General features: G+C 70.0%; 10 protein-coding genes and 2 pseudogenes. 6 read left to right on the top strand and 6 right to left on the bottom strand.

Going from position 1 to position 12,078, the window contains the following annotated elements:
• Nucleotides 1–114 precede the first annotated feature (114 nt).
• The 3 genes from ACIPEK_RS34205 (at nt 115) to ACIPEK_RS34195 (ending at nt 3,542) form a co-directional block, all read left to right on the top strand.
• Complete coding sequence (locus tag ACIPEK_RS34205) at nt 115–1,314, top strand: NAD(P)/FAD-dependent oxidoreductase (protein WP_402004265.1); 1,200 nt, start codon at nt 115–117, stop codon at nt 1,312–1,314.
• A gap of 216 nt (nt 1,315–1,530) precedes the next feature.
• Entirely contained in the window at nt 1,531–2,574 is a 1,044-nt protein-coding gene (locus ACIPEK_RS34200; RefSeq protein WP_402004262.1) for a hypothetical protein, read from the top strand.
• A 14-nt stretch (nt 2,575–2,588) separates the two neighbouring features.
• Entirely contained in the window at nt 2,589–3,542 is a 954-nt protein-coding gene (locus ACIPEK_RS34195; RefSeq protein ID WP_402004259.1) for a sigma-70 family RNA polymerase sigma factor, read from the top strand.
• A 283-nt stretch (nt 3,543–3,825) separates the two neighbouring features.
• Here ACIPEK_RS34195 and ACIPEK_RS34190 read toward each other — a convergent pair whose 3' ends face one another.
• From ACIPEK_RS34190 to ACIPEK_RS34170, 5 genes are read right to left on the bottom strand one after another with little or no spacing between them, the layout of a single operon-like run.
• On the bottom strand, nt 3,826–6,147 hold the full coding sequence (locus ACIPEK_RS34190) for a hypothetical protein (protein WP_402004256.1): 2,322 nt from the start codon (nt 6,145–6,147) through the stop codon (nt 3,826–3,828).
• Entirely contained in the window at nt 6,144–8,012 is a 1,869-nt protein-coding gene (locus tag ACIPEK_RS34185) for a hypothetical protein (protein WP_402004253.1), read from the bottom strand. Before ACIPEK_RS34185 ends, ACIPEK_RS34190 begins: the two co-directional genes overlap by 4 nt.
• On the bottom strand, nt 8,009–9,529 hold the full coding sequence (locus ACIPEK_RS34180) for an integrase (RefSeq protein ID WP_402004250.1): 1,521 nt from the start codon (nt 9,527–9,529) through the stop codon (nt 8,009–8,011). Before ACIPEK_RS34180 ends, ACIPEK_RS34185 begins: the two co-directional genes overlap by 4 nt.
• A gap of 59 nt (nt 9,530–9,588) precedes the next feature.
• Complete coding sequence (locus ACIPEK_RS34175) at nt 9,589–10,026, bottom strand: hypothetical protein (protein WP_402004247.1); 438 nt, start codon at nt 10,024–10,026, stop codon at nt 9,589–9,591.
• 3 nt (nt 10,027–10,029) lie between these two features.
• Nucleotides 10,030–10,206, bottom strand: coding sequence for a hypothetical protein (locus ACIPEK_RS34170; RefSeq protein WP_402004244.1), 177 nt, complete (start codon nt 10,204–10,206; stop codon nt 10,030–10,032).
• 14 nt (nt 10,207–10,220) lie between these two features.
• Between ACIPEK_RS34170 and ACIPEK_RS34165 the strand changes: the two genes are divergently transcribed.
• Entirely contained in the window at nt 10,221–10,547 is a 327-nt protein-coding gene (locus tag ACIPEK_RS34165) for a transposase (RefSeq protein WP_402004241.1), read from the top strand.
• A gap of 55 nt (nt 10,548–10,602) precedes the next feature.
• Nucleotides 10,603–10,821, top strand: a complete 219-nt coding sequence (locus ACIPEK_RS34160) for a hypothetical protein (RefSeq protein WP_402004238.1) — start codon at nt 10,603–10,605, stop codon at nt 10,819–10,821.
• A gap of 232 nt (nt 10,822–11,053) precedes the next feature.
• Here the strand turns inward: ACIPEK_RS34160 and ACIPEK_RS34155 are convergent.
• Nucleotides 11,054–11,416 (bottom strand): annotated as a pseudogene (locus ACIPEK_RS34155) (transposase); the annotation flags it as partial.
• On the opposite strand from ACIPEK_RS34155, the pseudogene ACIPEK_RS34150 reads away from it, so the two are divergent.
• A pseudogene (locus tag ACIPEK_RS34150) lies at nt 11,336–12,070 on the top strand (transposase); the annotation flags it as partial. The pseudogenes ACIPEK_RS34155 and ACIPEK_RS34150 overlap by 81 nt on opposite strands.
• Nucleotides 12,071–12,078: the final 8 nt, after the last annotated feature.

Below are 12,078 nucleotides of genomic sequence, written 5' to 3'. Positions count from 1 at the left end.
ACCCCAACAGAGTGACGGCCACACGCCGCCCGGCACAGCACCCGAACGGCGCGTCACATCACAACAGGGCAAACGTTCCCTGCTACGGCACTAGCGAACCGACAGGAGCAGCAAATGAAGCACCGCATCGTCGTTCTCGGCGCCGGCTATGCCGGGGCCTACGTGGCCGGGACCCTGGCCCGTCGGCTGTCCCCGGCAGGCACCGAGATCACCGTGGTCAACACCGAGCCGGACTTCGTCCAGCGGCTGCGGCTGCACCAGCTCGCGGCCGGCCAGGAGATCGAGGCTCCACAGCTCGCCGACGTCTTCGCGGGCACGGGGATACGGCTGCGCCTGGCCCGTGTCACCGCCGTCGCCCCCGAGCGGCAGGTCGTCGCCGTGGCTGACGCCGACGGCGGCGGCGAGCTCGCCTACGACACCCTCCTCTACGCGCTCGGCAGCCGCGTCGCCGACCAAGGCGTCTCCGGCGTGGCCGAACACGCCTTCCACGTCACCAGTCGTCCGGCGGCACTGCGCCTGCGCGAGCGCCTGGACAACCTGGCCAAGCGGGGCGAAGGCGGGAGTGTGCTGGTCGTCGGCGACGGGCTGACCGGCATCGAGACCGCCACCGAGATCGCCGAATCCCGGCCCGGCCTGTCAGTGACACTCATCGCCCGCGGCGAGCTGGGCGCCTCACTCTCCGCCGGAGCCCGCAGCCATCTGCGCCAGGCCTGTGACCGGCTGGGCATCACCGTCCTGGAGCACACCGAGGCCGAAGCCGTCGAAGCGGCGCGGGTGCTGTGCGCCGACGGCACCGCCCTGGCGTCCGACGCGACCGTGTGGACGGCCGGGTTCGCGGTCACCCCCATCGCTGCCGCCAGCGGGCTGGAGGTCACCGAGAACGGTCGGATCGTCGTCGATCGCACCATGCAGTCGGTCTCGCACCCGAACGTCTACGCCGTGGGCGACAGCGCCTACGCCATCGGCGACAATGGCCGACCTCTGCCGATGTCCTGTGCTTCGGCCGGCTACACCGGCATGCAGGCCACGGCCGCGATCGTTGGACGCCTGACCGGCCGTAAGATCCCTAACGCCAAGCTGGAGTACCACGGCAACCACATCAGCCTCGGGCGGCGGGACGGGATCCTGCAGATGGTCGACGGCGAAGCACAGGCGAAGCCCAAGTACGTGGGCGGCAGGAAGGCCGCGCGGATCAAGGCGGGCATCCTCAAGATGTCGCTGTGGACCACCTCGCACCCGACCTTCGGCCTGCCCAAGCGCAAGCGCCACCTGGCCGCCGTACCGGATGCGTCAGCCGAGAAGGCGGCCGCGTAGCCGCCGTGGGCAGCACTGCCACTGCGCTTCGAGGCCAGGGGCGGATCACCGCCGCCCCATCCTGTGCGCGCCTGAGCACCCCGGCACTGGGCCAGATACCGGCCGCCCACCTGCGAGGCCGGACCAGCAACCGGCCGGAGCCGCTGCTGACCCGGGGTGTGCAACCAGCCCGTCCCCGTCACCAGGCAAAGAGATCTCTCTGTCCGAGGAGGACGCATGGATCGCGTAGCCGACACACTGCCGTCGTCCTGGCCGACGGTGGCCAGGACAGTCGTCCTGCTCACGGCACTCATCAGTGTGCTGCTCACCGCCTTCGCCTGGCCGTCGGTGCGGTCGCATGTGCACGACGTGCCGATCGCCGTCGCCGGGCCGCCCGCCGCGGTCAAGCAGGTCAGCGCCGCGCTCGACCAACGCCTGCCGGGCGGCTTCGCGATCACCGAGGTCGCCGACACCTCATCCGCCGAACGGTTGATCCGCGACCGGGAGTTGTACGGGGCGATAGACGTCAGCTCCGGCGCTCCGCAGGTCATCACAGCCTCGGCCGCCGGCGCAGCGGTCGCCCAGACCCTTCAGGGCGTCGCGGTGGGGCTCGGTCAGGCGCAGGGCCCCAGCAAGACGTCCCCTGTCCGCGACATCGTCGCCCTGCCGGCCGACGACCCCCGCGGCGCCGGCCTGGCCGCCGGAGCCCTGCCCCTGGTCATGGGCGGCCTGCTCGCCGCGCTGCTACTGACCAGGCTCGTCCGCGGCATCGTCCGCCAGGTCGCCGGGGCACTCACCTTCGCGATCACCGGAGGCCTGGCGGTGGCAGCGATCCTGCAGTTCTGGCTCGGCTCACTGGACGATTCCTACCTGGTCAGCACCGGCGCGATCGCCCTGGCCATCGCCGCCACATCCCTGACCATCATCGGGCTGGAGTCACAGTTCGGGTACGCCGGCTTCGGCCTCGGCGCCGTCACCATGATGCTCATCGGCAACCCCCTGTCAGGCGCCTCGACCGCACCCGAGATGCTGCCGGGCTGGTCCGGCACGCTCGGCCAGCTGCTGCCGCCCGGGGCGGGCGGCCAGTTGCTGCGCTCCACAGCCTTCTTCGACGGCCACGGCTCCACCCACTCCGTCCTCGTGCTCATGACCTGGCTCGGATTCGGTGTCGCGCTTTGCCTGGCCAGCGGTCTGCCCAGGCGCGAACGCCGCCTGGCCGCCTGGCCGCCTGGCCGCCGGGCCCGCCGAGTCCGCCGAGAACGTGGTAGCGCAGCCGTCTAGTTAGGGTGTTCCGCGTGGACAGCACCGCCAGTGATCGCTTCGACACCAGCCGGTTCGAGGCCAGCCGGAACCAGCTGGCCTCGCTGGCGTACCGGCTGCTTGGCTCCGCCGCCGACGCGGAAGACGCCGTGCAGGATGCGTTCTTGCACTGGCAGGCTGCCGACCGGCAGCGGATCAAGGTGCCGGAAGCATGGCTGACCAAGGTCGTCACCAACCTGTGCCTCGACCGGCTCCGCTCGGCGCAGGCCCGCCGCGAACGCACCGTCGGTGCCTGGCTGCCTGAACCGCTCCTCGACGGCGACCCGATGCTCGGCCCGGCCGACACATTCGAGCAGCGTGAATCGGTCTCCCTGGCCGTGCTGACTCTCATGGAGCGTCTGTCACCGCTGGAGCGGGCCGTCTACGTCCTGCGCGAAGCGTTCTCCCACAACCACGCCGAGATCGCCGAGATCCTCGACATCACCGATTCCGCAAGCCAGCAGCACCTCCACCGGGCCCGGCACCGCATCACCGCCGCGCGCCGCGGCGGTGGCGAAGTCGACCCGGCATCCGCCCGCAGGATCGTCGAGGAATTCCTCGCCGCTGCCACCTCGGGCCGCACCGAACGCCTGGTGGCGCTGCTCACCGACGACGCGACCGCGATCTCCGACGGTGCCGGCCTGACCGAGAAGCTGCTGCGGTACGACACTCCGCAGCGCATCGCCGCCATCGCACGGGCCGGCTTCAAATCCACGCCCGCGAAACAGCGGCTTGCCGGCGGAATCTCTGCTGTCCACTACGCGCTCGTCAACGGCGCCCCCGCCATCCTTTTCGTGCCCGACGGCAAGGTCGTGGGCGCCGTGACGTTCGACATCACAGGCGGCAAGATCGCAACCGTGCGCGGCATCGCCGCCCCCGCCCGCCTCGTCCGCCTCACCGAGGCCTGGCGCCAGCACGGACCGGACACACCGCTCATCACCCAGTGGTGAGCCGGCGCCGACCGCGGCCAGGCGCAGCGCCCCGCGCTTCATAGGTGGCTGGTGGGGAGGCTCCGGACGGGGCTCCGCTGGGTGCTGTTGTTGGTGCGCCGGTCCAGCTCGGTGCAGAGTTCGTGGATGACCTGGGCATAGACGGCGACGCGCTCGCGAAGCCGACCGTTGTCCTCCCGCAGTGCGTGGGCGACGGCTTCGGCATCTACTGCGCGGGCGTGCAGATGCTGGAACGCGGGCGGGATGCCGTTCGCCTCGGACTTCCGGCGGGTGAATTCTTCTTTCAGGTCAACGTGCTTGTGCGTGAGGACCCAGCGTTTGACGCCTGCCTCGGCGGCGAGTTGCAGCGTGGTGAGCGCCCCAGTGGACCGGGTTGGACGGCCGTCGAGCAGCCGCTGGATTGCTGCGGTGATGGCGTCGCGTTCGGTGTCGCGGTCAGTGGCCATCGTGGGGTTCTCCGGTGTGGTCGTGGGCGGTGACGATGCGTTCCAGGCGGTCGAGCTCGTGCTGTTCGCGGGCGTGTCGGAAGGCGGGAGCCAGCGGGTCGTCGACGAGCGGCCGTAGCCGCTCGATCTGGACATGGACGTGTTCGATGTCGCGATCTGTCCGCGCGATGTTGACGCAGTTCGGGCGGCACTCGTCGAGGTCGGGGGTGCGGCGGGTGCCGTCCTCCTCGCTGCGGAGGCGGCAGGCTGCTCGTTTCGGGTCCAGGACGCAGGTCATGCCCTTGCCGGGGAAGATCTGCAAGTCGGGGTTGGCGAGCATGGCGTTGGCGTGCCGCTTGGTGCGCAGGACTCGGCCGGCGAAGCGCGTGGCGGCCTGGACGCGGTGCCGGTAGGTCTCGGCTGCTGGGCCGCTGACCTGCTCGCCTTCGCGTAAGCGCTGGTGTGCGTCGGCCAGGTTGTCCAGCCGGGCCAGCCAGTCCTCGAACGCGAGGTCGTCGGGGAATCCCGAGTCGTAGCTTCCTAATGGTGGAGCCGAGGGTCATCTGGACGCGGAGATGTCCGTACTGGATGGCGGCGGCGACCAGGCCCCGCGGCCGGCGGACGATGAACCAGGCCAGAGTGCGGCGCAGGCGAGCGGAGTAGATGACCGGGTGGACCGGGTCGGGCGGGATGGAGTCGCTGCGGCCGTGCTCGGTGCAGTAGGTCTCGACCCAGGCCAGGAACTCGGCGACGTCGTGGTTGATCCGGGTCTCCGACCGGGAGCCGCCGACGCGGCTGCGCAGGATGGTCGCGCCGTCGCGGCCGTCGGTGAACAACGTCGCCGGGAACAACCAGGTGCTCGTGTGCAGCCGTTCCAGGACAGCGACGGCGGTGGCAACGGCCTCGGTGACGACCCACGGATCGGCGCGGATCTCGCCCTCGGGCATTTTGTCGCCGGCAGCGTCGCGGACACCTTTCCAGTGTCTGCCGCGCAGGAGGACCAGATCGTAGGCGTGGTCTCGTTCGACGCAGCCGCGTTCGAGGCTGAGGACTTCACCTGCCCGCATCCCCGACAGGTAGCTGATCACGATGAAGCAGGCCGTGCTCAGGTGCCGTGCCAGGAAACCGGCCTCGGTGAAGTCGATGCTCGCGTCATGCCAGGGCCGGCCGTCCAACCACCCGGTGACCGGCGCGTCCAGCGGTGCGCCCTCGATGACGGGCAGCTCCATCTCGGCGAAGACGGCGCGGTTGCTGGGAGCGTTGAGCGCGCCGCGGGCCGTGTCGAGCACTTTTCCGAGATGCGAGAGGTTGACCCGGAGGGTGCCGTCGGTGTCGCGGAGGCCGGGAAGCGGACGTCCCCGCTCGCGGTAGCCGGTGAGCAGGACGCGCAGGTCGTCGGTCAGCGCGCCCTTCGGGCGCCGCGGTGGGGGAATGTCCCGGCCCATGCGGTTGCGGCCGCTGCGCTCGCTGAGTACGAGGTATTCGTCGAAGGCCGCAGTGATGTCTTCGGCGAAGGTCTCGACGAACCGCAGCGCCCAGGCCAGCAGCGCCGACATCGTCTCCGGGTGGATGCGGGGGGTGCGGTTCTCTTCGCGGATGGCGCGCCGCTGCTGGAGGATGTCCTGGATGCGTTCGCCGCGCCAGGGCGGGGTCTGCGGCAGCCGGTCGGCCTCGGGCAGCAGGTCCCGGTAGGACCACACCCGGTTCACGATCGAGAGCCGGTCTTCGCGCTGGGCATGGCTGGCCTCGGCCGCTTTGACGTGCGCGGCGTAGTCGTCGAGGTCGGCCAGGGACACCTCGCCAAAACAGGTCCGTCCGCGCTGGTCAAGCCAGTCGGTGAACAGGCGCAGATTGCGGAACATGCAGGTGATGGTGGTGATCGCCAACGTGCGCGGGCGGAAGTAGAAGGTGGAGACGCCGGCGCTGGTGTGGTTGAGCAGCAGCCAGGTGAGCGTCTTGACCGTATGCAGGAACGGCGCGGTGACGGGGCTGAAGTCGATCGAGAACGCGGTGCTGTGGCCCTCGAAGACGGCGGGCGAAAGGCGCCAGCGCTGGTCCGCAAATACCGACAGGGTGCTGGGGTCGGTTCCGGGGCGCAGCGGCCGGTTGAGCAGCACGAGAGTGCCTGGCTCGGGCAGGGGAGCCGCAGATGCGGCCTCGGCGGTGTCCGGGAGGATCATGTCAGGTCCAGTCCTCGGGTCAGGAACCGCTCGACCAGAGCGCGCTGCTCGGCGGTGATCTCGGTGCGGGTCGTGGCGATCATCGCGGTGGGGAAGCTGGCGAGCAGGTCCGCCAACTGCGTGACGGGCCCGGCGAACCGTTCGGCCCAGCGCAGCGGCGTCATCTCCTGCTTGCGGGCCTTGAGTCCTTCGTGGACGGCGACCAGCACCGGCAGGTGCGCCGGAGTCGCACGGGCGCAGGGGCAGGACAGACAGAGCAGGAACGAGGCTCGGCAGGGCTCGCCCGCCGGGCTGTGCGGGCCGGCCAGGTGGTCGGTGCAGCCTCCCATCACAGTGTCCAGTTCCCCGGCCAGCAGCTTGCTCAAGGTGGCCGTCTCCAGGCCGTGGCGCCTGGCGACTGCCTCGGGCGCATGCCGGGCCTCGGCGACATCGGCGCCCGTCAGCACCCGCATGACCTGCGCGGCCCGCGCGCCGGCCAGCTGCTCCTCCAGCACGGCCGCGACGACCTTCTGGTACTCGGCGAGGTTGCCGCGGTTGCGCGCCAGATACTCGTTCGCCAGCGTCCGTTCCGTGTGCGCGACCGGCTGCTGATGGCGCTCCAGCCAGCTCATCCGCAACCGTCGACTGTCGACCACCAGCGGAATCGGAAGACCGTCCTCGCCAACGGCGTCGGCGCGCAGGTTCGCGCCACGGCTCCAACTGGCCAGGATCGCATTGGGCAGGCCGGTGCGGAACCCACGGGCCTTCTCCACGCCCTTGGAGCAGAAGAAGACCAGGAGCAGATCCGTTCCGACGTGCGCCCGTGCCGCACCGGCCAGATCGACCAGCAGCGCGTAGACCCCGAACGGCGTGTGCAGGTCGAACTGCCGGTGAGGGCTGCCGCCCGGTCCGCCGGGCGCGCTGGAGGAAAACGCGGTCGGCATGTGTGCGCGGTCCCGGCCGCGGCGCGGCTTCACCAGGTCCACCACCGCAGTCGCGGTGGTCCCGGTGTGCCCGTCGGCGCGGTGGTGCGTCGCAGTGGCGGTGGAGATCGTGCTGTAGTTCTGCCCGGTCAGGCAGAGCAGCAGCACGCCGGCCGCGCCGATGTCGGAGAAGGTCAGGTGCAGGTCCGCCATCAGCCGGCCCGCCCCGAACGGACGGACTCGGTAGTCGGGCTGCCGGCCCCAGCGGGTGTCCTTGCGCGGGACGTCGCCGTGCCGCTCCACGTAGTCCAGCAGCTCGCCGTGCGTGAAGGCGCGCGGCTCTGCCTCGGCGTCGATCTGTCCGGCCCGCCAGCGGGCCAGCAGTTCCCGCCCGGCGAAAATCCGGTCGGCGGCCCGCCGCAGCTGGGTGCGTGCGGTAGTGGTGATGCGGTCGAACTCGGCCGTGGTGTAGCTGGCGGCGGGCGTGGAGTTGCGCTCCAGGCCCTTGCGGGCCAGCCGCGCCAGGAAGTCCTGCCCGGCGCCCTCGGGCGCGAACCGCAGCACCGAGCGCAGCGTCGGCAGCTCCCGGTTCAGGTTCGGCGTACCCAGCCCGGCCAGCTGAAAGCTCTCCAGATGGGCGCCTCGAAGCTGCGCCGGATGGACCGGCGGGCGGTTCAGCGAGGCCAGATGATGTGCGAAGCGGCGCAGCAGGCCGAAAGCACTCAGGGCCGAGGACGTCGTCCGGCGCCGCCCGGCCGGGGCGGTCGACCCGGCGAACGCGGTGGCCAGCCACACCACCAGCTCACGGGCAATGGGGAAGGCGGCGAAGTCGTAGTCGACCGGCGGGCCGCCGCGCTCGGGGAAGAAACGCACCAGGCACTGCCCGTCGTCGAGGAACAACCGTTGCGGCGCCTGGTATCCCGCTTTCGGAAGCGCAGCCGGGCGCCCCGCAGCGCGGATCATGACGGCTGTCCGGCGAGCGGGTCGGACAGCACCTGCGGGTGCCCGGCGAACATCGACGCCATCAGAGCCGACAACGCAACCCCGTGAGCGTGCTCGATCAGCAGCGAGACGTCCAGGTCGCGGAAGGGCTCCAGGTAGATATCCATCGTCGTGGTCACGTCGACGTGCCCCAGCAACGTCTTGACCAGATACCAGGTGTCGCCGAACTGGGCGCGGAAATCGCGTACCTCCTCAGCGTTCAGGTGCGCGACCTGCCGCTCGTAGAGCAGCCGGCCCACCGAGTACCAGCGCAGCGCGAACGAGTGCCGCAACATGTGCGCGTTCGCCTCGAACGAGGTCAGTCCCGCGCGGGCGACCCGCTCGTTGCCGGTGTCGAAGGTGTGCTGCCAGCCGTGCGCCTCGCGCGGCATGCCGTCCTCGTTCAGCCAGACCGCCAGCGGCCCGGCGGCGGTCCGGCGGAACAGATTCCTGCGGGCGCCGGGATCCAGCGAGTCCAGCGACGCGGCCACCCGGCGACCGCCCCTGTCGCGCATCTCCAGCCGCCGGTTACGGGTCTTGCGCTCGACCAACAACAGCCCCGCCAGCCGCTCGTAGCGGGCGGCGCGCTGAGCGCGGCGGACCGCCGCGGCGCGTTCGCCCTCCTCGTAGGCCAGTACGTCGGCCAGCACGCTGCGCGGCATCCAGAACCGGCGCCCGCGTCCACCCTTGGCGCAGGCCGCCGACAACCGGCAGGTGGAGTAGGTGCGGGTCTCGTCATCGGCGGGCAGCTCCAGACGCAGGACGCTGGCCCACTCACTCAGCCGCAGTCCGGTGCCGTAGAGCCCGTCGGCGAACGCGCAGTCACGCTGGCTGTTGCGCCCGCGCCACCCGTCGATCTCCTGGCCACACAGGTCCAGTCCGCGCAGCCCGACATCGACCCAGCGGGCGTAACCGGCCGGGTCCAGCCACTTCACGTCCTTGCCGCGCACCAAGTGCGGCCCGGCCTCGAACGACTCCGTCACCGTGCCCGGGCCAGGACCCGGAACTTGCCGCCGGGCCACCGGATCGCTCACTCCGAACCGAAACCCGGCCCAGCGGTAGAACGCGCTGATCGCGACCAGGTCGTCCAGCACCATCCCGCCGGCCACGCGCCGGACATTCGCCTCGTCGGTCATCCGCCAGAACTTGAACCCGACGACATCCTCTTCGTCGGCGTCGTGCCAGGCCCGGCCCGTAGCATCAAGGAACCCCAGCCAGACGGCTACCGCGAAGGCGTACTTCCTTCGCGTGCCCGCGCTCGCGTTACGCATCCGCGCCGAGGCGAAGAACCCGTTGACCTCCGGCACCGACCATCCGTCGGCCCGCAGCAGCACCGGCTGTCCCCTCTGAGTGCCGTGCGCGTGCGCCCACTCGGCCAGCGTCGGCAGGCCCGCCAGCACCGGATCGGCCGCGTACCACGGCACCTCCCGCCGCGGATCGCACCAATGCACCTGCCACCGCGCCAACGGACCGGCTTCCACCTCAAGTTCATCGATCATCAACGAGTAAACGTACAGCCACACACAGTCACTGAAATCCCAGCAACAGTTGCTTGTGGCTAGAGACCGCCCGCGCACTGGGTGACCACGGTCAATGGCGCGGCCGTCGGCCCGGCGAGGAACCCGTCGATCTGCAGCGCGGTCACGGCGAGCACCTGGTGAACGCCCGGGATGTCCATCACGGTGTCCCGCACAACCTGGTCGTGGGCGGTCATCTGTCGCATGTCATTGCCGAGTTTGTGCGGGTCCCGGAAGTTCCGTCGGAGGTCGAGCGCGATGTCGGCGCGCTGCAGGACGTCGGCGTACTCGGATTCCTCTTCGTCGTGCAGGCGGCCGATGGAGACGAAGGTGACGTCTGCCGAGGGCTGGGCGACGACGGTGTCCCGCCGCGCATCGCAGCCGGTGCAGTGCGTGGTGACCCGGTCGTCGTCGGCCCATCGGACGGTGATCTGCCACGACGGCCACTCCTGGCGCGGGCCGCGATCGATGTCGAGCACGTCCTACGAGGCGCCGTTCGTGCCGACCTGGTACCGGCCGCCGATCCGGCGCGGGCCGATCTGCCGGCTGACCCACTCGGCGTGGGTCAGCTCGTATCCCTCCTCGTGGTCGCCGAGCGAAGCGGCGGCAGTCCAGCCGACGCACTCGGTGCAGTGAAGCTTCCCCTTGATCGTGGACACCTGGAGACCGGGACATGAGGTTCCAGAGGAAGTTGCACCAGGTGGGAAGTAAGTACACGAAGCGGTACACCGCGGAGTTCAAGCGGGACGCGATCGCGCTCGTGGACTCCACGGGCCGCACGGTCACCGAGACCGCCCGGGAACTCGGGGTCGGCCCGGAGTCCCTACGCAACTGGTATCGCCAGGCGAAAGCGGATCGCGGCGAGGGCCGGCCCGGCGAGCTGGCCACGGCGGAACGGGAGGAGCTCAAGCGGCTGCGCAGGCAGAACACAGAGCAGGCCAAGACAATCGAGGTGCTGCGAAAAGCCGCGGTCTTCTTCGCGAAGGAGAGCGGCCGGTGAGCGAGGTGTACGCGTTCATCGAAGCGGAGAAGACCACCCACGGCGTCGCCTTCCTGTGCCGCTGCTGCTGAAAGCGGCCCGCTCCTCCTATTGCGCCTGGCTCGCCGTGGGGAAGAACCGTGCCCTGCGCCAGGCGGCCGACCAGGCCCTGGCCCACGAGATCACCGTCATCCATCTCGCCTCCCGGAAGACCTACGGCCGTAACGCACTGCTGAGCATCCTCGGCGGCACCGCCGTTCATGTCCTTTTGGTGAGCACGGTCTTCGCCCACTGATCCACGGCCGGCCGCGACCCGCGCCGGCGCATGTGAAGTGTCTCCGGTCCGCGCTGCGGCACCCGCTGTTGACTACCCACCCGCCGTGCCAGCGCGCGGCTGGGATCGATCCTCGTCCACCCACGGACGCCGCCACACCGCGTGCCGGCCAGCGGCCCGCGCATCCTCGCCCACCTCGGCCCGGTCCCAGCGCAGATATCCCTCCACATCGCCCAGGACCGAATACGGCACGTACACCCATCGCGCCGACGTGCTCGACGAGGTGCTGGCGGTAGCCGCCGTCGACCCGGACCTTTCGGACCGTGGGATGCTCGGCAGCCACCGTTTCGATCAGGCCGGTGCCGGCGACGGAGTCCTGGACACTCGCGGCCGTGACCAGGACCGCCAGACGCAGTCCGAGTGCGTCCGTCACGATGCTTCTCTCCCTGCCGACGATCTTCTTGCCCGCGTCCGTGCCCTGGCTCGTGGCGGGAACGCTGGTGGAGGTCTTCACGCTCTGCGCGTCGATCACGCACGCCGACGGCTGGGCGTTCCGGCCTTCGTGTTCACGCAGCAGGCTCCGCAGCAGCCCGCTGAGCTGGGCGAACACGCCGTCCCTTTCCCGCACGACTTCACGGATCACGGCACCGTCCACGCCTACTACGCGACCTGGCGCGACGAGGGAATCTTCGCCCAGCTCAATTACGACCTGCCGGCACTGGCCCGCGTGAAGGAGGGACGTAAACCCGAACCCACAGGCTCCGTCATCGACACCCAGAGCGTGAAGACCTCCACCAACGCGCCTGAGACCAGCCAGGGAACGGATGCCGCGAAGAAGATTGCGGACCGGAAGCGGGGCATCCTCACCGGCACGATCGGCCTGATCCTCGCCGTGACCGTCACCGCCGCGAGCCTCTCCGAAAACGCCCTGGGAATACGCCTCCTCGGCCAGGCGAAGAAGGCGTACCCGACCGTCGCCAAGAGCTGGGTAGGCACCGGCTTCAAGAAGGTCGTCGTCGAGCACGGCGCGCAGCTCGGAATCGACGTCGAAGTCGTCAACAGAAATCACGGAGTTCGCGGCTCTCACGTCGTGAAAAGGCGCCGGGTAGTGGAGCGGAGTATCGGTTGGATCATGATGCATAGACGTCTCGCCCGCGACTACGAGACTCTCGCCGCCAGCTCCGAAGCCATGATCTACGTCGCCTCGATCGACAACCTCACCAAGCGCATAGCGGACGAGACCACCCCAACTCGGCGAGGAACTTACTAGGGCGCAAG

It is taken from the genome of Streptomyces sp. NPDC088246 (genome assembly GCF_044741025.1).
In the GTDB taxonomy this organism is placed as follows: Bacteria; Actinomycetota; Actinomycetes; order Streptomycetales; family Streptomycetaceae; genus Streptomyces.
The sequence above is the reverse complement of the archived record's forward strand: the minus strand, read 5'-3'. Positions and strand labels throughout refer to the sequence as shown.

Bases quoted from the DNA above. Each gene is read 5' to 3' on its own strand.
- ACIPEK_RS34165 (WP_402004241.1), top strand. From the start codon at position 10,221: ATGAGGTTCCAGAGGAAGTTGCACCAGGTGGGAAGTAAGTACACGAAG.
- ACIPEK_RS34180 (WP_402004250.1), bottom strand. From the start codon at position 9,529: ATGATCGATGAACTTGAGGTGGAAGCCGGTCCGTTGGCGCGGTGGCAG.
- ACIPEK_RS34205 (WP_402004265.1), top strand. From the start codon at position 115: ATGAAGCACCGCATCGTCGTTCTCGGCGCCGGCTATGCCGGGGCCTAC.
- ACIPEK_RS34200 (WP_402004262.1), top strand. From the start codon at position 1,531: ATGGATCGCGTAGCCGACACACTGCCGTCGTCCTGGCCGACGGTGGCC.
- ACIPEK_RS34190 (WP_402004256.1), bottom strand. From the start codon at position 6,147: ATGATCCTCCCGGACACCGCCGAGGCCGCATCTGCGGCTCCCCTGCCC.
- ACIPEK_RS34185 (WP_402004253.1), bottom strand. From the start codon at position 8,012: ATGATCCGCGCTGCGGGGCGCCCGGCTGCGCTTCCGAAAGCGGGATAC.